Genomic DNA, 23,226 nt, shown 5'->3' with positions numbered 1-23,226 from the left:
AAAACTGCATTAATACATATTTAAAATTTTTACAAATACCTTAAAATTAATGGATTTAAATGATTTTATATAAAATTTGAGTACACTTACTAAGTAAATAACTAAGTATTAATAAAAAATAATACTTAATTATTTACGTAAAATATTACTAAAGAAGTTGAAATTATAATATGGCTTAATAATTTATCTTATTCAACCTTTCCTATTAAAGTAAAATCGAGGTGTTTTTTAACTAAATCAGTGTTTTTAACTTTTACAACAACTTCGTCACCAAGCTGATAGATAATTTTATTACTACGACCAACCATAGCGTAAAGTTCTTGATCGAATGCATAATGATCGTCGGTCATATCACGCACACTTACCATACCTTCGCATTTATTCGAAATAATTTCAACATAAATTCCCCAATCGGTTACACCAGAAATAACACCTACAAAGTCTTCGTCTTTATGATCTTCCATAAAACGAATTTGCATGTATTTAATAGAATCGCGTTCGGCTTTTGTGGCTAAGTTTTCCATATCGCTAGAATGCTTACATTTTTCTTCGTACGCATCTTCATTAGCGCTTTTTCCGCCATCTAAATACCATTGAAGTAATCGATGTGCCATGACATCGGGATAACGGCGTATAGGCGATGTAAAGTGGCTGTAATAATCGAAAGCTAAACCATAATGCCCAATGTTTTGCGTAGAATATTCGGCCTTACTCATACTTCGTATCGCTAAAGTATCGACTAAATTTTGCTCTTTTTTACCAACAACCTCTTTTAATAAATTATTTAATGAAGCTGAAGTAGATTTTCTATCTTTAAAATCGAGTTTATAACCAAAACGTTTTACAACACCTTGTAAACTAGCTAGTTTACTTTCGTCTGGCTCGTCGTGAACACGATACACAAATGTTTTTTTAGGAGACTGTTTTCCAATAAATTCCGATACTTTTCGGTTTGCTAACAGCATAAATTCTTCAATAAGCTTATTAGCATCTTTACTGGTTTTAAAGAATACACCAACCGGATCGTTGTTTTCATCTAAATTGAATTTTACTTCAACTTTATCGAACGAAATAGCTCCCGAACGCATGCGAACACTACGCATTTTTTTAGCCAATTTATCGAGTACTAAAACCGCTTCGGCAATTTCGGGTTGTGTTTGATATGTTTTTCCTGTTAAAGAAACTTCTTCTGGAATTTCGGTATTTATTTTAGACGCTTCTACTGCGCTCAGCGCAACATTGCAATTATTTTCAATAATAGCTTGGGCTTCTTCGTAAGCAAAACGAGCATCACTGTAAGTTACAGTTCTACCAAACCATTGGTCTTTAATTTCGGCTTTTTCATTCAATGTAAACACTGCCGAAAAAGTATATTTTTCTTCATGTGGACGCAACGAACAAGCATTGTTAGACAATACTTCAGGAAGCATGGGCACTACTCTATCTACTAAATACACCGATGTAGCACGTTCGTAAGCTTCATCGTCTAAAACAGTACCTTCTTTAACGTAATGAGATACATCGGCAATGTGAATACCAACCTCAAATAAACCATTTTCAAGTTTTTTAAAAGATAAAGCATCATCAAAATCTTTAGCGTCTTTAGGATCTATTGTAAAGGTTAAATCCTTACGCATATCACGACGTTTAGCTATTTCGGCTTCAGTTATAGAGGTATCGAGCTCGTTAGCATAGTTTTCAACAGCTTCGGGAAACTCGTTCGGTAAACCATAATCGGCTAAAATAGCATGAATTTCGGTGTTATGTTCACCTGGTTTACCAAGTACTTTAATTACTTTTCCGTAAGGCGAATCGGCTTTTTCTGGCCAGTCTTCAAGCTTTACTAAAACTTTATCGCCATCTTCGGCATTAAAAGTTTTGTTAATAGGTACAAAAATATCTTTGTACATTTTTGTGCTATCGGCAATTACAAATGCATAATTACTATGTAACTGAATAACACCAACATACTCACTTTTATCACGTTTTAAAACTTGAGTAATTTCACCTTCCATTTTACCACGCTTACGGCGTTTGTACAGATAAAATTCTACTTCGTCACCATTTAATGCACGATTAATATTGTTTGAAGCAACAAAAATATCTTCTTCAAATTCGTCACAAATAATATATCCAGATCCACGAGAAGATAAATCTAAAATACCGGTATAATATTCGGTGTTAATAACAGCTTTAAATTTACCACGATCTACTTCTTGTATTTCTTGTTTCGCAGCAAGTTTAGCTAAGGTTTTTATAATTTGATTACGGCTACTGGCATCATTTACACCAAGTTTAGCCGCTATTTGTTTGTAGTTAAACGCCTGATTACGTTCTTTTTTTAAAATGCTTAAAATTGTATTTGTAAGGTTGGAAATACCGTTTTTTCTGGATTTTCCTTTTCTTTTTCTGCTCATATAATTTGAGTAATCTTTTAATTCCTAATAAAATAACAGTTAGGAAACCTGTTATAAAAATAGCTTAAAAAGGCGAAGTAATAGCTATTTGTTTACACAAAGCTACAATAATAAAATTTAAAACGATTTAATTAATGTTAAATTGAAGTTATCCACACTATATATTATAATATCTTTTTCTTTTAAAAATTTTAAAAAAATATTGATGATGATTATTGTTTGTTAATAGCGGTATAACTTTTTGAGGTTTTATTTTGAAAATTATGTTATTTAAAACTATTGATAGTTAATTAACAATTATAAACATGCGTAACTTATTAATTTTAAAGCTTTTTTAATTTGCTATTAACAGCTGTTAATAACAAAACTAACAGTTAATTTTTAATAAAATATTTAGTTAACATAGCTTATAACTGCACATTTTAGTGCTTATAAGTTAACTAAAAATTTACATTAACTTATTTGTATGTTACGTAAATGTTACGGATTGTAATTTTTTAGATAAAAACCAAATAAATGTTTTATAAACATATCAACAGTTATTAACAGGTAATGAAAAACTAATACACAGCTTTTGTAAAAAACATGAGGTTATTAACATGTTGAAATAAATGATAAGTTTTTTTATTGAATAGTTATCTAAATCCTAATTCGTTACCTTTGTAACTATATATTAAAGTATAAAAAAATGACAATTTCTATAGGAAACGACCACGCTGGTACCGATTATAAATATGCTATTGTAAAATATCTTGAAGATAAAGGTTATACTGTTATTAATCATGGTACCGATAATAAAGATAGTGTAGATTATGCCGATTTTGTACATCCTGTTGCTACCGATGTTGAAAATAAAACAGCCACTTATGGCATTTTAATTTGTGGTAGTGCTAATGGTGTGGCTATTACAGCTAATAAACATCAAGGTATTCGTGCAGGTTTAAGTTGGACCAAAGAAATTGTAGAACTTATTCGTGGTCATAATAATGCCAATGTAATTTGTATTCCAGCGCGTTTTACAGCTATTGAACAAGCGGTTGAAATGGTAGAAACCTTTTTAAATACCGAGTTTGAAGGTGGTCGTCACCAACGTCGCATCGATAAAATTCCATTATCTTGTTAATATGAATGGGACACAATCATTCGCATAACCATTCGCACCAACACCCCGATTTAAATGGGCGAAATTTGTTAATATCTATATTATTAAATGTAGTTATTACAGTAGCTCAAGTTATTGGCGGTTTAGTTTCTGGAAGCTTATCGTTATTAAGTGATGCTTTGCATAATTTTAGCGATGTTATATCGCTAGTAGTTAGTTATATCGCTAATAAATTAGCAAAAAAGGAAGCTTCGGAGCATCGAACTTTTGGTTACAAACGAGCAGAAATTTTAGCAGCTTTTATAAATGCATCTACCTTAATAATAGTTGCTGTTATTTTAATTAAAGAAGCTTTCGAGCGTTTTAAAAATCCGCAAACTATTGAATCTAATTTAGTTATTATTCTGGCTATTGTAGCTATTTTAGGTAATGGCTTTAGCGTGTATTTACTTAAAAAGCAATCGGGAAATAATATTAATATAAAATCGGCTTACATACACTTATTAACCGATATGTTAGCAAGTATTGCCGTTTTAGTTGGTGGCTTGCTTATGAAATATTTTCAGCTATTTTGGGTAGATAGTTTACTTACCTTTTTAATAGCCTTATATTTAATTTGGGTAGGATATTTTTTATTGAAATCTTCTACTAAAATGATTATGTTATTCACGCCCGAACATATTGATATTAAAGAAGTTGTAAATGAAGTTAACAAACTACCAAAAGTTAAAAAATTACATCATGTACACATCTGGAATTTAAGTGATGAAGAATTGCATTTAGAAGCACATTTAGATTTGAATGAAGATGTTAACATCACAGAATTTGATGCAATTTTAGTTACTATTGAAGCTTTGTTGCATGAAAAATTTGATATAAACCACGTGACCATTCAACCAGAATTTAACAAAGACGATATAAAAGATATTATAGTTCAGGATTGATTTAGTTTAACACGCCGGAACATTACTTTTAATGTCAGGTTGAGCGCAGTCGAAACCTTATTCTTTTTTTAAAACCTTTCGACTACGCTCAAGGTGACAATCATTAATTTTTAATAAAACTCATAGATGCTAACCATACAAACTAAAACCTTTAACCAACTTACTACCAGCGAACTTTATAATTTGCTTCAATTACGAAGCGAAGCATTTGTTGTAGAGCAAGATTGTGTGTACCAAGACATAGATTATAAAGACCAAAAAGCCATTCATATTTTAGGAATTAAAAATGAAAAAATAGTGGCTTATACACGCATTTTTAAACCTGGTGATTATTTTGAAAAAGCTAGCATTGGTAGGGTAGTAGTGGCACAAAACGAACGTAAACATAAATACGGTTACGATATAATGAAAGCTTCAATAGCTACTGTTAGTAATTATTTTAACGAAACTGAAATTAAAATTTCGGCACAATGTTATTTAAAAAAGTTCTATAATAATTTAGGATTCAACGAAATAGGAGAGGAGTACTTAGAAGATGGAATTCCGCATGTGGCGATGTTAAAAAACTAACGCTTCAATGAAAAATGCCCTCGTAACACTTCACCAGAATTAAAAACAAGTACAAACCAATAATCGTCGGTTGGTAAATAGTTACCATTAAAAGTGCCATCCCATTGTAAATTACCGGGAAGTAAGTGTTTTAAAAGCTTACCATATTTATTGTAAATACTAATGTTGTTAATGCTATTGGTATTATCTAAAATCTCCCATAAATCGTGATTACCATCGTTATTTGGGGTAAAATATTTAGGGATGTAATAATCGGCATCGGTAATTAAAACATTAAAATACGATTCGTTACTATCGCAAATCGTTTCGTTGTAAATATAAATTATTTGCGATGCTGTAATTGTTTCACCTGCAGTTAAAGGATTTCCTGCACCTCCAGATAAAGTAAAATAATTGCCATTAGTTAAATTGGGTAAGGTGAAACTTTTTCCAATAAAATTGTCGAGTTTATCAACAGGAACAAAAACACTGCAATCATCAACAGTGTTGGTATAGTTTGTAAAATTATTGGGTTGCCAATGGCTAAAATCGGCATTTTCATTATCTACAACAACGCAATTAATAAAATTGTTATCGCTAAAATTCAGGTATGTTATTGCCGAATTATTACCGTTTTTAAGGTTTAATGTACACAATGCATTAGATTGTACATCTACATAAGACAGACTATTATTAATAGAAAAATCTAGGGTTTTAAAGTTATTATTATTGCAAATTACAGTTTTTAATGCTGTGTTTTGGCTAGCATCGAGCGTTGTTAATTGGTTATTTTCGCAGGCTAAATAACTTAAATTAGTATTGTTTAATAGGTTTAAATTGTTTAATAAGTTGTTACCACATTGCAAGCGGTTTAAAGCTGAATTTTGAGAAATATCAAGATTTGTAAGATTATTTTCTTCGCAAACTAAAACGGTTAAAGCGGTATTATTGCTAACATTTAAGGTGGTTAAATTATTATTCCAACATACCAGCGAAATTAAGTTGGGATTATTATTTACTTGTAATTGATTTATATTATTACTGAAGCACCAAAATATTTTTAAAGCTGCTAAAGCAGAAACATCAATTGTGGTTAATTGATTGTCGTTTATGTATAATTCGGTTAAAAGTGTGTTTGCTGAAAGGTTTAAACTTGTAATTTGGTTTAACGAGCAATCTAAATTGGTTAAGTTTATAAAATCTTCAATACCTGTTAAATCGCTTATATTTTTTTCGGCAATATCTAAATTGGTAATACTGCTAATGTTTGCTGTTAGTACAAAGCTGTCTAAGGGCAACGTATCGTAACCTAAATCAATTAAAGCTTGTTCAAAATTAGGATCTGGAATATAAGTTTGCGCATAAATTTTTAACTGGAAACCAATTAAAATAAGGGTAAAATATAGAGTTTTTAAGCGCATAACATTTAGTTAGCGTTATCAACGTAGTTAATAACAATTTCAACACGACGGTCGAATTGAGGATCGCCACCTAGCGGAAATTTTCTGCGCATTCCCAAATGCCTCATACGTTTTTTATCGACGCCTTTTTTAGCAAAATAATCGTAAACATATTTAGCTCTAGCTTCCGATAGATTACGAAGTTTTGTTTTTCTATCAATAGCATCGCGCGAATATTTTGTACAACATACATGCCCTTGAATGGTAAAATAAATATCTGGTCTGCTTGCTAGGGCTTCAGCAATAGCGGTTAGGTTTTTTTTGGTTCCAGGAGTAACGGTTGCATATCCTGTTTTAAATAAAATGTCTTTAAAAATTATTTTATCGCCTTTTGCGCTTTCGTTTATCTTATCTATTACTGTTTTTTCTTTTGGTTTTTCAACCTTTTCAACCACTTTAACAACAGGTTTAGGCGGTTTAGGTTTAACAATAATTTCAACTTTTCTATTTAACCCACGAATTTTTAATAGGTTTTTTTCTTCAACTATTTTTAATAGAATTTCGCCTTTACCATCAACATTTGTAATTAACGATTCGCTAATTTCATTTTCTGAAAATATAGTTTTAATAGCATTGGCACGTTGTTGCGAGAGTCTTAAATTGTAAGTATCGGCACCTCTATCGTCGCAAAATCCAAAAATTGAAATCGATTCAATATTTACATCAGTTAATTTTGAAATAAATAAAAGTAGTCTATTTGTTTCTGTATTTGGTACAACATATTCATCGGTTTCAAAATACACTTCGTGCTTTAAATTTTCTTGCGAAAAACCTAAAGTAGCACCAAAAACAAATAGTATGTAGATTAAAAATTTATTCATATCAACCTTGGGATAAATATAATATTTTTAATTGAAAGCTTGATATTGTTACTATTACAACGTATTACAAAGGTATTTTAGTTTAAAAAGCTAGAATAGGTACTTAAGTTACTAAGTATTTCGGTGGCTTTTTTAATGTCTTTATCGTGTATTTTATAATACTCGTATAAACCTTCTCGGTAAGCATATTGCTTTACTATTTCTTCAGTAAGTTTATTAAGTAAATAGTCTTTATTCTCATCGATAACCGTTGATTTCGATTTGTTTAAGTTTGAAATTAAGGTATTATAATCGTTGTTTATATTATCGTTTAATTCTTCTTTTTTAGCAATTTCGAAGGCTTTTTTAAGTGCTTTTTCGGTATCGGTTTCAAATGAAAAATGATTTGCTTTTAAATAGTTTTTAAAATCTTTAAAATCGGTATCGTTAAGTTTTAAATTATTAATATCGTTTATTTTGTGTTTGTAATGGTAGTTTGTAGCATAGTTAAATAGTAAATCGTTATTAACAATGGCAGTGGTAATAGGAGATGTTTTATAACTTCCCATAGGAACATCGGGAAAAACACCACCGCCATCAAACACTTTACGGCCATTTTTGGTTTTGAATTCGTTATAATTTTCTTGTTTAACACGAACGGCTTCTCCATTTTCGTTTCTATGCCAATAATCTAAGGCTTGAATACAACGACCAGATGGGGTGTAATAACGCGAAATAGTAATTTTTACTTGGGTGCCATAAGTAAGCTCTTTTGGGCGTTGCACAAGGCCTTTACCAAAGCTACGTGTGCCAACAATTACGGCACGATCTAAATCTTGCAACGATCCTGAAACAATTTCGCTAGCCGAAGCACTTTTACCATCAATTAAAATAACTAATGGAATTTCGGTATCAATAGGATCGGTTTGTGTATAGTAAGTACGATTGTATTTTTTTACCTTCGATTTTGTGGTAACAACCAACTGCCCTTTTGGTACAAATAAATTAACAATTTTTATGGCTTCGTTTACCAATCCGCCAGGGTTTCCGCGTAAATCAAGAATAATACGTTTAGCGCCTTGGGCTTTTAAATCGCGCAATGCATAATTGGTTTCGGTATGAGCTTTACGGCTAAATGCGCTTAAAACAATATAACCTGTGGTCGTATTTATCATTGAAAAATGAGGTACTGCTTTAATTTCAACTTCTGCACGTTTAATGGTTGTTGTTTGGGTTTTTCCTTGGCGGTTATAAGTTACTTCTACTTGCGATCCTGCCGTACCTGTAAGTAAATTTCCGGCATCGTCTTTATAATCTTTAACTGTAATATCACCTACTTTAATAATTTCGTCGCCCGCTTTAAGTCCTGCTTTATCGGCCGGATAATCTTTGTAAGGTTCTATAATTAATAGTTTATCTTTTAAAGTTTTAACTTTCGCGCCTATGCCCGTATAATCGCCAGTGTTGTTAATTCTAGCGGCTTCAACATCTTGTTCGTTCATAAAGTTGGTGTACGGATCTAAATCGGCAAGCATACTTTTTATGGCCGTATCCATGAGTTCACCAGGATTGGTATCATCAACATAATTCATGTTAATTTCCTTAAACAAAGTGGTGAAAATTTCAATTTGTTTAGCGATTTCAAAAAAGTCGTTTTTAAAAGCGGTTGTTGATATAAATATCACACAAAGTAACACGGGAATAATTACTTTTCTTTTTAATATTTTTTTCATGGACGATTTTTTTTAGGCTTCATTTTTATTCGAAAATTTATCGAATAATTGCTTCATTTTTTTATCAATTAAGGCGTAATCTGGTTTGTCTTTACCAATGTACAAAATCATAAACGCATGGGGCGTTGTTAAATTGTTAAAAATATTGGGTTTATTTAATCGGTAAGCTTCACGCATTAAGCGTTTTATACGGTTTCTGGCGACCGCAGTTTTAAAATTACGTTTACTTACCGAAACACCAGTTTTAGCCTTAACATTATCTTTAAAGCTGGTTGATAAATATACCAAACGCAAAGGATATGCCGAAACCGATTTACCCTGAGTAAATAGGTCGTCTATAAGAGTTTTGCTTTTTAATTTTTCGTTTTTAGGGTAGGTAAGCCGCAATTTTTATATTTTTTTCAAAGGTATGTAAAATATAAAAATGAGGATTATCTATTTGTTTATAAAACAAAACCCTTCTGTTTATACAAAAGGGTTTATTAAATTAAAGTAGGTTTTTTCTACTTTTTATTATTTTCTGGGTTAATATCTGCCATTAAACCGCTAGGATCTATTTGTATATTTTTAACCGCTTTTTCGGTATTAAAAGTATAGGTTGGGTATGCCCAAGCCCAATCTTTAATAATGGTTGCAGTGGTTGGTTTTTCGCCATGCATCATTTGTAATGGTATGTAATAATCTTGGGTGGTGCCATCGGTGTAAGTTACTGTAACATCTATAGGCATTGGCATTAAGCCGATGCGCTCTAAAGTTATGGTTTTGTCGTCAACAGATTTAATACCATAATCTATAGTATTAGTAGTTTGTCCAAAATCTATTAAATACCAGTCGAGCTCTAAACCAGACACTCTTTCGGCAGTGCGAACAATATCTAAAGGCTTTGGGTGCTTAAACGAAAAATCAGTAAAGTATTTTTTAATGGTTTTCTTTAAGTTATCTTCTCCAATAACATACCCTAATTGGGCTAAAAATACTTCACCTTTACTGTAAGCCGAAATACTATAAGCTTGGTTGTAATTGTATCTATCAGCATGTGTAGTAAGCGGTTGCTCTTTACCCGATTTTGCTAAGTAAATATAGTTTCTGTATGCGCCAGCAGTTGGGTTGTCGCTTTTAGAATCCATAATGTCATTCATCGCTAAATCGCTAATATAACTGGTAAAACCTTCATCCATCCACTCGTGCTTCGCTTCGTTACTTGCTAATAAAAACTGAAACCATGTATGCGCCATTTCGTGTGCGGTAACACCAACTAAGCTACCAAAACTGCGTTTACCAGTAATTAAAGTACACATGGCGTATTCCATACCACCATCGCCACCTTGAATTACCGAGTATTGCTCGTAAGGATATTTACCAACATGTTCTGAATAATATTCAATTAAAGCAGCAGCCTTGGGCTGAAATTCTTTCCAGAATTTTAAGTTTTCTTCAGGAAGTGTTTTTTTGTAATAAAAGTTAAGCAACGGTCCGTTTGGTACTTGAAGTGTATCATGAATATATTCAGGATCGGCAGCCCAAGTAAAATCGTGTACGTTAGGTGCTTTAAAATGCATGGTTTTTTTACCACCGCTTACTTTTGGTTCGCCTTGTAAATAACCAGAACCACCTACAACATAGTCTTTATCGATAGTTAAGGTCACATCAAAATCACCCCAAACACCGTGAAATTCACGACCAATATAAGGGTCGGCGTGCCAACCTTCAAAATCGTATTCGGCTAATTTTGGGTACCATTGCGTCATAGAAAGCGCCACACCTTCTTTGTTATTTCTACCTGAACGGCGAATTTGTACAGGTACTTGCGCATCAAAAACCATATCGAAAGTTACTTTTTCTCCTGGTTGTATAGGTTTTGCTAATTCAACCTCTAAAACGGTACCAACAGTTTCGTGTTTTAAAACGGTACCATTTTGTTTAAGCGAGCTTACATTTATATAACCAATTTCGTTTGGTTTAAGCTTGCTAATTCTATCTTCAACACGACGATCGGGATCGGCAATGGTGCGTGAGCGCACATCCATTTCGCTTCCTGGTTGAAAGGCATTAAAGTATAAATGATAAAATACCTTATTTAAAACATCGGGTGAATTATTTGTGTAAATCAGTTGTTGTTTACCTTGATATTGATAAGATTTAACGTCCATATCAATATCCATTTTGTAATCGACATGTTGTTGCCAATAACCAGGGTTTACAGTTGAAACTTGAGGTGTTTCGGGTGTATTTGGAGGTGTTGGCGTAATAGAAGCAGATCCTTTACTACTACCACATGATAATAAAAAGGAAAGGCTTAAAATTGATACAAAATAACGTTTCATGTAATTATTTGTTTTTATTGAGCGGCTACTTTTGAAGCCATGATTAATGCATTATAAGCATTTACTATTTTTCCTGATTTTGATAATTCGGCAAACGGACGAATATCGTTACTATCACCACCAACAATTACTCGTGGTTTAAGTGCTAAACCAGAATCCATAATAATTTGTTTTACTTGCGACGCTTTTAAACTTGGATAATATGAGCGAATTAAAGCTGCTACACCAGCAACTGCTGGAGCCGCCATTGAGGTGCCACCTTTGGTATCGTATTCGTTTTCTGGAGTAGTAGAATAAACGCTTGCTCCTGGTGCAAATACATCAACGTTTTTCTTACCGTAGTTAGAAAAACCAGCCACCATATTAGAGCCATATTTTGGAGCTAATGCGCCCACGCGAATGTATGTGTTCGATACTTCTTCGCCGTTAATATTATCATCTGGAAAGTTAGGTTCGGTATCTACATTTTTACTATCGTTACCAGCAGCGTGAACAAAAATCACATCTTTTTCGCTAGCGTATGCAATAGCATCGCGTACCCAATCGCTGTGTGGTGAAAAGCTTTTTCCAAAACTACCATTAATAATAGAAGCACCATTATCTACAGCGTAACGGATACCTAAGGCAACGTCTTTATCGTACTCATCGCCGTTAGGTACTACTCTAATACTCATAATTTCTACGTTGTTTGCTACACCATTGGCACCTAAACCATTGTTACGTTCGGCTGCAATAATTCCGGCAACATGGGTACCGTGGCTTTCGGTTTTTACAACTGGTTTTACATTGCCATCGCCATAGAATTTAGTAGATAAATCGTCTGGATTATCACCATTTACACGACCAGTAAACGATTTATTTAAATTATAATTTAAACGCTCGTTAATTTGATCTAAACCAGATTTTAATTCTTCTTTAGCTTCATCCATCGATTCCATACCATTGCTAAACATGTATTGCGCCATTTGTTTAGCTTGGTTTACTTTTTCATCGTTGCTTGTAATGGCATTTACATCGTCTTTGGTATATTTTTCTTTTCCAGTAGCTTTAGCTAAAATTTGGTCAGCAGCTAAAATTTGCTGATAAATTTGATCGTATTGCGTTTTACGGCCTAACCACGTTTGGTATTGTGAATCGTATTCGGCTTTTGCAGCAGCGTAATCAGGATTACTTGTGTCTCCTTTTGCTAAAATTCTAACATATTCTAATTGTTCGTTATAGCCTTCACCTAAAAAATTCCAACCATGAACATCATCAACGTAACCGTTATTATCGTCGTCTTTTCCGTTGTTAGGAATTTCATCTTTATTAGTCCAAATAATATCATTTAAATCTTCGTGATCGATATCGATACCAGAATCAATAACTGCTACAATAACCTTTTTTCCTTTTTTGTTCTTAATAATTTCAGCGTAAGCTTTATCTACACTCATACCAGGAATGGTATCGGCAATCATGTCTAAATGTCCCCAATTGTGTTTTTCGGCTTCAGTTAAATCTGAAACTTTAAGTGGCGAGGTATCAATATTTTCGGGAGGTGTAGATATGATACTTGCTCCGGTACCGCAGCCAAATAATACTGCTGAAAATAAAGCAGAAGTGAATAAGGGTTTAATAATTTTCATTGTATAATATTGAGTTAATTTTAATATTTAGTTAAAGATATCTGTAGTTGAAAATGTGTTGTTTAATCGAACACCTTTTTCGGTATGTTTTACTGTAATTATTTCGTTATGAGCGTCGTGTTCTAAAAATAGGTAATAATTATTATCTGCCGCTATGTTTAAAAACTTTTCTTTTTCGCTTAGTGTTAATAGTGGGCGGGTATCGTAACCCATAACGTAGGGTAGCGGTAAATGTCCAACTGTTGGTAATAAATCGGCCATAAAAGCTATGGTTTTACCTTGGTAATGAATTAAGGGAATCATTTGCTTATCGGTATGCCCATTTGCGAAAAAAATATCGAAACCAAGTGCCGAATTTTTAAGTAAATCGCCCTCTGGAATGTTGGTAAATTTTAGTTGACCGCTTTCTTGCATAGGCAAAATGTTTTCTTTTAAAAACGATGCTTTTTCGCGAGCGTTGGGTTGTGTTGCCCATTCCCAATGGTTTGCGTTGCTCCAAAAATGAGCATTTTTAAAGGCGGTTTCGTAACCCGTTTTGTCTTTGTTCCATTGTATGCTTCCGCCACAGTGGTCGAAGTGTAAATGGGTCATAAATACATCGGTAACATCATCACGATGAAATCCGTAGTGTTTTAACGAGCTATCTAAACTAAAATCGCCCCATTGGTGGTAATAACCAAAAAATTTATCAGATTGTTTATTACCCATACCATTATCAATTAAAATAAGGCGATTGCCTTCTTCAATAAGTAAACAACGTGCTGTTAAATCAATCATGTTATTAGCATCGGCAGGATTGGTACGTTGCCATAACGATTTTGGTACTACACCAAACATGGCACCACCATCGAGCTTAAAATTACCAGCATTAATAGGAAATAAATTCATAAGGATGTAAAATTAAGAAATCTACGACGATTGCATAAAAACCTTAAGAATTTATTAAGATATATAGCTTTTGAAGCCAATAAAAAATTAAAAAAGTATAACAAAGTATAATTAAAAACTTAAACTTATAAGATTTTTTTAAATTAGTGTTTTATAACATTAACATATGGTTGAATTAGGAGGTATTATTATTTTAGGAATATTAGCACAATGGGTAGCGTGGAAATTTAAAATTCCAGCCATTTTACCTTTAATTTTAATAGGCCTTTTGGTTGGGCCGTTTGCAGCCGAATATTTATCGTATGACGGTACTAAATGGATTGAACCCATTTGGAATGGTAAAGAAGGTTTATTTCCTGGTGAAAGTTTATTTTACTTTGTATCGTTGGCTATTAGTATTATACTTTTTGAAGGTGGCTTAACATTAAAATTTAACGAAATTAAAAATGTTGGTCCTATAATTACTAAGCTTATAACCTTAGGATCGGTGGTTACATTTTTTGGAGCAGCTGTTGCAGCACATTATGTGTTTTATTTAAACTGGGATGTATCATTTTTGTTTTCGGCTTTAATAATAGTAACCGGACCAACGGTAATTACACCTATTTTACGAAATATTCCATTAAAAAAAGATGTATCGGCAGTGTTAAAATGGGAAGGTATTTTAATAGATCCCATTGGGGCGCTGGTTGCAGTATTGGTATTTGAATTTATTAGTGTTGGTGCTGGTGGTGAGTTTACTAAAACTGCTTTAATTGAGTTTGGTAAAATTGTTTTATTTGGTTCAACCTTTGGTTTTACTTTTGCACATGCGTTAAATTTTGCAATTAATAAAAAATTAGTACCGCATTATTTACTTAATGTTTTTGCTTTAGCTGCAGTTTTAGGTGTTTTTATTTTATCTGATGTTTTTGCTCACGAGTCTGGTTTACTAGCAGTTGTAGTTATGGGTATGGTTTTGGGTAATTCTAAATCGCCCTATTTAAAAGAGCTACTTTACTTTAAGGAATCATTGAGTGTATTATTGATTTCAATTCTGTTTATTTTACTAGCTGCTAATATAAATTTTGAAGATTTACTACTTATTTACAACTGGAATGCTGTAATACTTTTTGCTTTGGTAGTGTTTATAATTCGTCCGTTAGGGGTGTTTTTAAGTACACAAGGCAGTAAATTACGTCTTAAAGAAAAATTGTTTATTAGTTGGGTTGGTCCACGTGGTATTGTAGCTGCTGGTATTGCCTCGTTATTTGGTTTAACACTTGCCGATAAAGGTGTTGCTGATGCTAAATACATAACGCCTTTGGTGTTTATGATTGTATTAGGAACCGTTTTACTTAACGCTACTACGGCGCGTTTATTTGCTAAATTGGTGGGTGTTTTTCTTGAAAAATCTGGAGGTATATTAATAGTTGGTGCCTCGAAAGTATCGCGATTACTCGGACATTACTTAGAAACTAATGGTCGCCATGTGGTTTTAATTGATAGTAATGAGCGTAATATTGAAAAAGCTCGAGAGCTAGGACTTGAAGCCATAACCACCAATATTTATTCGGATACGCTTATGGACAATATCGAGCTTAGTGATGTTGGGTATTTAATGGCTTTAACAGGAAATTCTGATATTAATAAGTATGCAATTGAAAAATTTGGAGGCCAATTTGGAGAAAATGGTTCGTTTAGATTAATTACTACGCAAGAAATGCTTGATCAAGATTTTAGTAATCACCCAAAAGAAGGGTTGTTTTCGCACCGCGACGATTTTAGTTCACTTTTAGAGCTTTCACGTCGTCACCCAAGCATACAAGAAATAGATTTAACCGATAAAGCGCATTACGAAAGCCTGATAGAAATTACGAATAACGACGACGATATAATCCCTTTATTTATAAAGGATTTAGAAGGCGAATTACACATTATTTCATCGTTTGGATTGGATATTGTTGAAAAAATAAAAGAAGGTTTTCAGTTGGTTTACCTTGGAAAACCTTTTGATGTTGAAAAAGTACCAACGGTTGAAAATAACTCGTTAGGGAAGGAGTAAATTATAACTCTAAAAAAATGGTATTGTCATCTTTAGCCCAATCGAAACTTAAGTTTAGATCTTTCGACTGGGCTAAAGATGACAATAGACGTTTCTTTATTTAACAACAAAAGCACATTTAGCACACTATTTTTCTGCAGTAATATTAAATTTCGATATTAAAAAGGACTCAATATTATGAGCTTCAAAACTGTCGTTGTAAACGGTTTCACCATCTTTATCTACTAATACATCATGAACCGAAGTGTTAAACTTAAAAAGTTGTCTTAAATAATTATAATCGTCTTGAGATATGCCAATAGCATTTGTAAATCCGTTTTCTTTTACACTCTCGTCATGTTTTTTCTTTGAAGTCCTGTTTCTATTAGCAATATTTAAAAATACGATGTCGTTATTGTTTTTATAATAGTTACGTCGTTCTTTTATTCTTTTTAGGTTTTCTCGTTTGTAATAGGAGTATGGATTCCAAAACTGAACAATAACTATTTTGCCCTTGTATGGTGCCATAAGCTTTTTAAAAATTTGCGCTCCTTTATCGTTTTCTGGTAATTTATAATGTTCGGGTTTGTTTAATTCTCTTTTATACAAATCGTCTCCAAGGGTTTTTAAATGCGGACTTTTAATATCGTTTTTAAGTTGCGACCAATACCAAGCTTTATCGGTATAAATACTAGATTCCATAATAAATTTTAATGTTCTAGATTTTATAATCTCATAAATTAAATTGTTTTTAACCCCTAAATTACTAGCTAGAGAATCTCTAATATGCCATGTTTTTTTAAAACTTTGTTTAGCTTGATCTTGAGATTTTTCTTTTTCAAGATTTAAATATTCCTTAAAATATGATTGGTGTTTTGTGTTAAATTCACCTATCTTTTTTAGAATATCTGGAGAGGTCTTTTCTTTATTTTTTAAAAATATTTCAGCAGTTTCTTTTTCTGCTTTACTCACTTTTATGTTTTTTCTTTCCAAAAATTTTATAAAATTTTCTTGTGAAAATCCATAAGTACGAATTGTTTTTTCTTTGTATTTTAAGGGGTCAGCATATTCTAATCGATTTATAAAACTAGAAAATTGACTGCTCACTAATAAAGATTGTTTGTGCAGTGGTAAATCTTTTATAAAGTCATAATAATCATTAGGAACAGTATCATTAATCTTATTTTCTTTGCGTTGTCCTGAACCGTAATATCCAAAAGAGTAATAATCAAAAAGAAAGTAATAGGCGGCAAGTATAATTTCGTTTTTTAATAATTCGCCTGTTTTTTTGTCTATATCGCCACTTTGTAAGTAAGCATTTATTTTATTTAAATGAAGGTCTTTAAATTCTAATACATCTTTTTTAAAAGGTGCGGGCTGCATGGTTGCTTCTTTTTTTTGGAAATCGCCATGCGAATAGTCTGGTTTATAATACAGTAAATCTCTATTTATATTCGATAAAGCACCTTGGTAAACCACATTTTTTAAAGGATAAGAAATGCGATTTGATTGTTTAATATCTTCCCAGTTTAGTATTACTGATAGATTTTGTCCTGGTTCTAAGTAAAAACTAATAACCTGTTTGTTTATTACAAAACAATCTTGTGTTGGGTATGCTAATGGTAGTTCTAACTCAAAGCGACCATCGGAATGAATTTCTATAACACGCGGGTTGTTTTCTCGTGTTAATTGATTATCGTAGTAGAATATACCTGTTTTTGCACCAACGGTTTTGTCGTAACCTTTTATATAACCAATTACTTTGGCTGTTTTGCTGGTGTAAAATTCAGGACTCTCGAAGTCTTCAAGTACTTTTGTGGTGGTATTTGCTAGTTCTTTGTCTAACCACTTTTGTACCTCTTTAGGTATCTCGCTATCATTAACTTTTGTTGTTATATTTAAGTTGTTAGCATTCCCTGTAAAGGTGATAACAGCTATAAATAACATAATTACAAGGTTTTTCATGATTTAGTTTTTTACGGATTAATGAATGATTTAATATTGTTTTTATAACTTCTTCCTGAAGTAATTATAGTTTTTTTACTATTATTTAAGTTTATAATATATCGGTTGTTAAAATACTTTTGAAAGTCTTTAACGTAATGTGTGTTAATTAAATAACTGCGGTGAACGCGTAAAAAATGTGATGGTAATTTGTTTTCTAATTGGGTTAACGATTGTTCTATAAGTTCGCAACCACTATTTGTAAATAGCGTAACATACTTTTCTGTGGCCTTAAAGTGGCTGATGTCTTCTAGTTTTACAAATACAATTTTATCGCCCTTTTTTACTGCTATTGAAGCTATGGTATTGTCTTTCTTTTTTAAAGCAATATTGCTTAGTGCTGTTAATACGTTTTCTTTCGAGAAGTTATCTTTTAACTGTTGTAATTTTAAAACGGTTTGTTCTAAACGTTTTTCTTTTACAGGTTTTATTAAATAGTCTATACTATTGCTTTCAAAAGCTTTTAGTGAGTAATCTTCAAAAGCTGTACAGAAAATAATTAATGGTATATGGTTTAGTTTTTTTAATAGCTCGAAACCTGTTAAACCTGGCATTTCTATATCTAAAAAAATAAGGTCTGGTTTTATATCGTCAATTAATTTTAAAGCCTCAATACCGTTTTTAGCTTCACCAACAAGAGTAAATGCTTCAGTAAATTTTTCAACAAGTTTTTTAAGGCGTAACCTTGCTAAGTGCTCGTCGTCAATTATTAAAACGGTGTATGGTTTATTCATTTTTATATGGTTGTAGGCATTATAATTGTAATTTGTTTAGGCGCGTTGGTCCAGTTTATTGAAGCTTTATTACCATAACTTAATCGTAATAAATCGTAAACAGACTGTAAGCCATAGCCGCCATATAAATCTGTTGGAAAATCGGCACCGTTATCATTAATTGTAATGACTAAATTGTTGCTACGTTGTTGTATTGTTAAGTTTATTTCTCCTGGCGTTTCTAATTTATTAATACCATGTTTTACTGCATTTTCAATTAATGGTTGCAAAATGTACATGGGTATTTGCTTTTCTAGCAGGTTTTCATCGACATTGAAAGTGAATTTTAAACGATCTCCAAACCTAATTTTTTCAATCCTTAAATAGTTTTCTACCATTAAAACTTCGTCTTCAATGGTGCTCATTTTTTTACCTTTTCTGTTTATAGAATAGCGAAATAGATCAGATAACGATATAATCATATCTTCGGCTTTATTCACGCTTTCATGCATTAAACTAGCAATGGAATTTAAGGCATTGTATAAAAAATGTGGGTCTATATGCGCATGAAGCGATTTTAGCTCATTTTTGGCATTTAAAGCTTTTAGCTGACTTAATTCTAAGTCTTTTTGTTGTATTAAAGTCTTCGAAAAATGGTTTAGATACATCAATAAACCGCGGCCAAGCGTTAAAACAATAGATATAAAAAATAGAGGAGTATAATTGGAAATAAATACATCTAATTGAAGGTTATTAATAAAAAAACCAATAATTATAGGTAATTGAATTATAGTAAAAGTAAATAATAGCTTTAAAAGAAATTGGTATGAAAAACTTAAAGAAATTATTTTTAGTTTTCTTTCAATAACAAATAAAATTGAAGCATTTACAAATGAAAATCCTAAGATATAAACAATGAGTAATACTATATTTTGAGTTGAAATACCTGGTTTTTCTATATCTACGAAGTAGTTGTAGTAACCGTTAATTATTATTAATCCTAAAAAAATGATAGTTAGTGCAAAGAAGTATCCCAAAAATGACGTGTCGTTTTTACCAAAGAAATTAAATGCTAATGTAAAAAGTACAATACAAAACAAACCTATGCATGTAAAAGTTAGTAGTTGTGTTTTTCTGGGATTAAGGTAAATGTTAGCATATCTCCAAGGATAAGTACTGTAGATGTAATTGGAAAATTCATCTTGAAAGTTATTTGAATACAATTTATTAACTAAAAATTTATCAATTGCTGTAAATTCCTTATTTAAAACGTTGTAAGTTGGTTCGTTAAATAGGGCGTCGGTAGGATATTTTAGATTTAGAAATAAGTTTTCATCTGGTTTTTTGTGTAAAAAACAGATTGTTTTTAGAATTTCAGATTGTAAATATTTTGTTCGTTCTTTTGTTGATGTGGTGTTCTTAAAACTAAAGTATAAGTCTAGTGTTTCGTAGCTGGAACCTTTTTTGTTAATGTAATCGTCTGTGTAAAAATTTAATTTTAAAGTAGACGAGATAATATTATGCCTTGAATAACCATTTAATTCTGTTTTTGTTGGGTTTGCGATAAACTCGGAAAAAGAAGTTTTGGTGTAGCTTTTAAAATAGTCAATCGTTTTATTTGGTATTACTTCTTTTAATTCTAATAGTATTTCGGTTAAGGCTAAACTATCGTTTTTGCTCGCGTTGTTAAGAGTAAATAGAATAGGACCATTAATTTTTCTAGCCACCGTTTTTCGAGTGATTAACTGGTTTCCAAAAACATTATCTTTTATGTATTCCCAATTTAAGTTTGTGTTTTGGTTATAAAGTGAATCATTTTCAACGTTTGTAACTAATGATTCTGATGAAGTATTTACAACTAGTAAACCTAGTGGTGCTAGAATAATTAATATGAGTAAGATTTTTTTCATCAGGAAATAGTTCTGGTACAAATAAAATTTAAAGCCTTGATTTTTAAAATGTTTTTCCGATGAACAGCATTTTTTAAAGTAATTAAGATAGATAGAAATAAAAAAAAGCTTCAAATTTTTGGTTTGAAGCTTTTAACCTTTTTGGTTTTAATATTTTATTTAAAATTTAAGCCATAATATGAAGCTCTGTAAATTCTTTATCTAAAACTAAAGTATTGCTTGTTGAAATTAAGTTTTTAATAGGTATTTCAACATTATCTACTTCAATTTTTTTAATTTTAAATGGTAACCCATGTAAATTAAGTTTAAATGTTTTATAGGTAGTAATGTATTTACCTGTTTTAAATTGTTGTATAATAAGCTCGTCTTCTTTACCAGTAAGTTTAAAGTCTCTTAGGCTGTAACGGCCTTTTATATAATCGTAGCCATCGCCAGCATCTTCGAAAACTTGCGAAGCTTCTTTACCTAATTTATAGTAAACATCTAACGTAAGTTCTTCAATTGTTTTTTCGCCAACGTATTGTTGTATTGGGTACTTTGGTATAATGGCGCCTTCGCTAACAAAAATAGGCATACTATCTAAATCGGCATCAACCCACATTTCTTGGCCACCAGTAACAATTTCGTCGGTCCATAAATTATACCATCTTCCATAAGGAAAATACATGCGTCGTCCTTTTTGGTTAGGAGCGTTTACAGGGCAAACTAGTATTTTTTCACCAAAAATAAATTCGTCGTTTCTATAATGGGTTTGGGTATCTTCTTGATCGTACAATACCAACGACTTTAAAATAGGAATACCATCGCTTACATGGCGCCAAAACGCGGTGTATAAGTAAGGTAATAATTGATAGCGTAGCTCAATAAATTTTTTAACCACGTTGGTTATAGTATCGCCAAAAGCCCAAGGTTCTTGGTCGCCATGATCGCCCGAAGAGTGCGTGCGGCAAAACGGATGAAAAATACCTAATTGTATCCATCTGGCATAAAGTTCGCCGTTTGGTTGTTCGGCAAAACCACCAATATCCGATCCTACAAACGAAAATCCAGACATGGCCATGCGCTGTGCTTGTAGGTTGGCAATATTTAAATGATCCCAAGTGGCTATATTATCGCCCGTCCAACTCGAAGTATAACGTTGTGTGCCCGAATAAGCGGCTCTGGTAATTACAAACGGACGTTTAGGATATGAGAATTTTTTTAAACCTTGGTAGGTGGCACGTGCCATTTGCATACCGTAAACGTTATGCGCTTTACGGTGGCTACAGTAGTTGCCATCGTAATTGTGTCTTACATCGTCGGGAAACGATTTTCCAGGAACATCCATTACGGCAGGTTCGTTCATATCGTTCCAAACGCCTTTTACACCAATATCTTCAATAAGTTCTTGAAATAAATCGGACCACCAATCGCGTACTTCTGGGTTGGTAAAATCTGGGAAATAACATTCTCCTGGCCAAACTTTACCTTTCATGTATGGGCCATCGGCACGTTTACAAAAATAATCATTGTCTAATCCTTCTTTAAACACCGAATAATCCATGTCTATTTTAATTCCAGGGTCAATAATTACAATGGTTTTAAAGCCATCGTCGGCGAGTTCTTTAACCATGCGTTTTGGGTCTGGAAAGTACTCTTTACTCCAAGTAAAGCATCGGAAACCTTCCATATAATCGATATCTAAATAAATAGCATCACAAGGTATTTCGAGTGCTCTAAATTTTGAGGTGATTTCTTTTACTTTCGATTCTGGATAGTAACTCCATTTGCATTGGTGATAACCTAATGCCCAAAGCGCTGGCATTTCGTGTGGTTTTCCTGTTAAATCGGTGTAGTTTGTAACAACTTCCGACATTTCTGGACCGTAAATAAAGTAATAATTCATTTCGCCACCATGAGCCCAAAAACTAGTTATGTTACGACGTTCGTGACAAAAATCGAAATATGAACGAAACGAATTATCGAAAAATATACCGTACGATTTTTTATTGTGCAGTGCCGTATAAAATGGTATCGATTTGTAGATAGGATCGGTATCACGGCCATAAGCATACGAATCGGTTACCCAGTTTTCAAAACGTTTGCCTTTTAGGTTATTATCAACTGGTTTATCGCCCAAACCATAGTAACATTCGCCAGCTTGCGCGGTTTTAGACATTTTTACTACATTACCACCATTGGCATAATTTTCTTCCCAATGGAAACCAAGTTCGTCTTCGCAAATTAATGTATTATCAATAGCATCGTAAAGCGAAATACGCATATCTACTTTTGCTACTTTACAAATTAATTTGGAGGTGGTAATTATGTAAGCATCGGTTTCTTCTTCAACTTCTAAATGATTATAACCTCTACTTGCATATTTGGTTATGGCATACGAAAAGTCGTTTTCAAAAATACCAGTAGTTGTATATCTAAAGCGAAGTATACTGTCTCTACGAACTGTAATTTGCATAACAACCCCATTATCGGCTGTAAAAGAAAGTACATTAATGTTTTTTTCGTAGTTTATTATCTTGGAAGGAAACAAGTTTCCTTTATATTCTAATTCTGTATTAAGTATCATAGCTTATACTTTATAAGGTTAAGTATCTAATTTAATAAAATAAAAAAACCTCTTGCGTTTCTTTTCGCTAAAAAAACACCTAATAAATTAATAAAGATTAAAAATTTAGGTGTTTAATTTTGCAATAACGCAAGAAGTTGAAAATATAAGCGTTTTTATACTTTTTAT

At 32.2% G+C, this 23,226-nt stretch carries 16 protein-coding genes; 4 read left to right on the top strand and 12 right to left on the bottom strand.

Features of this window, described 5'->3' with window-relative positions; all coding sequences use genetic code 11:
* Nucleotides 1–188: 188 nt before the first annotated feature.
* A complete protein-coding gene (locus PK35_RS04795; RefSeq protein WP_044625544.1) occupies nt 189–2,417 on the bottom strand; it encodes a ribonuclease R family protein in 2,229 nt (742 codons plus the stop codon).
* 688 nt (nt 2,418–3,105) lie between these two features.
* On the opposite strand from PK35_RS04795, the gene rpiB reads away from it, so the two are divergent.
* From rpiB to PK35_RS04780, 3 genes are all read left to right on the top strand, one after another.
* Nucleotides 3,106–3,540 carry a ribose 5-phosphate isomerase B gene (rpiB, locus tag PK35_RS04790; protein ID WP_044625543.1) on the top strand — a complete coding sequence of 145 codons (435 nt, stop codon included), beginning with the start codon at nt 3,106–3,108 and terminating at the stop codon, nt 3,538–3,540.
* 5 nt (nt 3,541–3,545) lie between these two features.
* The gene (locus PK35_RS04785) at nt 3,546–4,463 is read left to right on the top strand and encodes a cation diffusion facilitator family transporter (protein WP_044625542.1); all 918 of its coding nucleotides are present in this window, start codon (nt 3,546–3,548) and stop codon (nt 4,461–4,463) included.
* Nucleotides 4,464–4,589: 126 nt separating this feature from the next.
* The gene (locus PK35_RS04780; protein ID WP_044625541.1) at nt 4,590–5,033 is read left to right on the top strand and encodes a GNAT family N-acetyltransferase; all 444 of its coding nucleotides are present in this window, start codon (nt 4,590–4,592) and stop codon (nt 5,031–5,033) included.
* On the opposite strand, the gene PK35_RS17110 is transcribed toward PK35_RS04780, so the two are convergent.
* The 7 genes from PK35_RS17110 to PK35_RS04745 form a co-directional block, all read right to left on the bottom strand.
* Nucleotides 5,030–6,433: a T9SS type B sorting domain-containing protein gene (locus PK35_RS17110; protein ID WP_052825879.1), complete on the bottom strand. Its 1,404-nt coding sequence runs from the start codon at nt 6,431–6,433 to the stop codon at nt 5,030–5,032. The two genes, PK35_RS04780 and PK35_RS17110, sit on opposite strands and share 4 nt — an antisense overlap.
* Before the next feature lie 5 nt (nt 6,434–6,438).
* Nucleotides 6,439–7,293, bottom strand: a complete 855-nt coding sequence (locus tag PK35_RS04770; protein WP_044625540.1) for an OmpA family protein — start codon at nt 7,291–7,293, stop codon at nt 6,439–6,441.
* A gap of 77 nt (nt 7,294–7,370) precedes the next feature.
* The gene (locus tag PK35_RS04765) at nt 7,371–9,005 is read right to left on the bottom strand and encodes a S41 family peptidase (protein ID WP_044625539.1); all 1,635 of its coding nucleotides are present in this window, start codon (nt 9,003–9,005) and stop codon (nt 7,371–7,373) included.
* A gap of 12 nt (nt 9,006–9,017) precedes the next feature.
* Complete coding sequence (gene rnpA, locus PK35_RS04760) at nt 9,018–9,392, bottom strand: ribonuclease P protein component (protein ID WP_044625538.1); 375 nt, start codon at nt 9,390–9,392, stop codon at nt 9,018–9,020.
* Nucleotides 9,393–9,508: 116 nt separating this feature from the next.
* On the bottom strand, nt 9,509–11,329 hold the full coding sequence (locus PK35_RS04755; RefSeq protein WP_044625537.1) for a M1 family metallopeptidase: 1,821 nt from the start codon (nt 11,327–11,329) through the stop codon (nt 9,509–9,511).
* 14 nt (nt 11,330–11,343) lie between these two features.
* Nucleotides 11,344–12,954 (bottom strand): S8 family peptidase, encoded by a 1,611-nt coding sequence (locus PK35_RS04750; protein WP_044625536.1) that lies wholly within the window; start codon nt 12,952–12,954, stop codon nt 11,344–11,346.
* A gap of 27 nt (nt 12,955–12,981) precedes the next feature.
* Nucleotides 12,982–13,842, bottom strand: a complete 861-nt coding sequence (locus tag PK35_RS04745; protein WP_044625535.1) for an MBL fold metallo-hydrolase — start codon at nt 13,840–13,842, stop codon at nt 12,982–12,984.
* A gap of 166 nt (nt 13,843–14,008) precedes the next feature.
* Here PK35_RS04745 and PK35_RS04740 point away from each other — a divergent pair, with 166 nt between their 5' ends.
* Complete coding sequence (locus PK35_RS04740) at nt 14,009–15,886, top strand: cation:proton antiporter (protein WP_044625534.1); 1,878 nt, start codon at nt 14,009–14,011, stop codon at nt 15,884–15,886.
* 126 nt (nt 15,887–16,012) lie between these two features.
* Here PK35_RS04740 and PK35_RS04735 read toward each other — a convergent pair whose 3' ends face one another.
* The 4 genes from PK35_RS04735 to PK35_RS04720 all read right to left on the bottom strand — a co-directional run bounded on the left by PK35_RS04735 (nt 16,013) and on the right by PK35_RS04720 (nt 23,058).
* On the bottom strand, nt 16,013–17,830 hold the full coding sequence (locus PK35_RS04735) for a hypothetical protein (RefSeq protein ID WP_044625533.1): 1,818 nt from the start codon (nt 17,828–17,830) through the stop codon (nt 16,013–16,015).
* A gap of 11 nt (nt 17,831–17,841) precedes the next feature.
* On the bottom strand, nt 17,842–18,603 hold the full coding sequence (locus tag PK35_RS04730; RefSeq protein ID WP_044625532.1) for a LytR/AlgR family response regulator transcription factor: 762 nt from the start codon (nt 18,601–18,603) through the stop codon (nt 17,842–17,844).
* Nucleotides 18,604–18,605: 2 nt separating this feature from the next.
* On the bottom strand, nt 18,606–20,492 hold the full coding sequence (locus PK35_RS17105) for a sensor histidine kinase (RefSeq protein WP_052825878.1): 1,887 nt from the start codon (nt 20,490–20,492) through the stop codon (nt 18,606–18,608).
* A 166-nt stretch (nt 20,493–20,658) separates the two neighbouring features.
* Nucleotides 20,659–23,058 (bottom strand): glycoside hydrolase family 31 protein, encoded by a 2,400-nt coding sequence (locus PK35_RS04720; RefSeq protein WP_044625531.1) that lies wholly within the window; start codon nt 23,056–23,058, stop codon nt 20,659–20,661.
* Nucleotides 23,059–23,226: the final 168 nt, after the last annotated feature.

Origin of the sequence: Neotamlana nanhaiensis (assembly GCF_000943555.1) — a bacterium.
Lineage (GTDB): Bacteria > Bacteroidota > Bacteroidia > Flavobacteriales > Flavobacteriaceae > Neotamlana > Neotamlana nanhaiensis.
Note: the sequence above shows the minus strand (reverse complement) of the source record. Positions and strands in the feature narration are given on the sequence as shown.

Excerpts from the sequence above, each read along its gene's own strand:
- PK35_RS04795 (WP_044625544.1), bottom strand. The coding sequence starts at position 2,417 with ATGAGCAGAAAAAGAAAAGGAAAATCCAGAAAAAACGGTATTTCCAAC.
- rpiB (WP_044625543.1), top strand. The coding sequence starts at position 3,106 with ATGACAATTTCTATAGGAAACGACCACGCTGGTACCGATTATAAATAT.
- PK35_RS04785 (WP_044625542.1), top strand. The coding sequence starts at position 3,546 with ATGGGACACAATCATTCGCATAACCATTCGCACCAACACCCCGATTTA.
- PK35_RS04780 (WP_044625541.1), top strand. The coding sequence starts at position 4,590 with ATGCTAACCATACAAACTAAAACCTTTAACCAACTTACTACCAGCGAA.
- PK35_RS17110 (WP_052825879.1), bottom strand. The coding sequence starts at position 6,433 with ATGCGCTTAAAAACTCTATATTTTACCCTTATTTTAATTGGTTTCCAG.
- PK35_RS04770 (WP_044625540.1), bottom strand. The coding sequence starts at position 7,293 with ATGAATAAATTTTTAATCTACATACTATTTGTTTTTGGTGCTACTTTA.
- PK35_RS04765 (WP_044625539.1), bottom strand. The coding sequence starts at position 9,005 with ATGAAAAAAATATTAAAAAGAAAAGTAATTATTCCCGTGTTACTTTGT.
- PK35_RS04755 (WP_044625537.1), bottom strand. The coding sequence starts at position 11,329 with ATGAAACGTTATTTTGTATCAATTTTAAGCCTTTCCTTTTTATTATCA.
- PK35_RS04750 (WP_044625536.1), bottom strand. The coding sequence starts at position 12,954 with ATGAAAATTATTAAACCCTTATTCACTTCTGCTTTATTTTCAGCAGTA.
- PK35_RS04745 (WP_044625535.1), bottom strand. The coding sequence starts at position 13,842 with ATGAATTTATTTCCTATTAATGCTGGTAATTTTAAGCTCGATGGTGGT.
- PK35_RS04740 (WP_044625534.1), top strand. The coding sequence starts at position 14,009 with ATGGTTGAATTAGGAGGTATTATTATTTTAGGAATATTAGCACAATGG.
- PK35_RS04735 (WP_044625533.1), bottom strand. The coding sequence starts at position 17,830 with ATGAAAAACCTTGTAATTATGTTATTTATAGCTGTTATCACCTTTACA.
- PK35_RS04730 (WP_044625532.1), bottom strand. The coding sequence starts at position 18,603 with ATGAATAAACCATACACCGTTTTAATAATTGACGACGAGCACTTAGCA.
- PK35_RS17105 (WP_052825878.1), bottom strand. The coding sequence starts at position 20,492 with ATGAAAAAAATCTTACTCATATTAATTATTCTAGCACCACTAGGTTTA.
- PK35_RS04720 (WP_044625531.1), bottom strand. The coding sequence starts at position 23,058 with ATGATACTTAATACAGAATTAGAATATAAAGGAAACTTGTTTCCTTCC.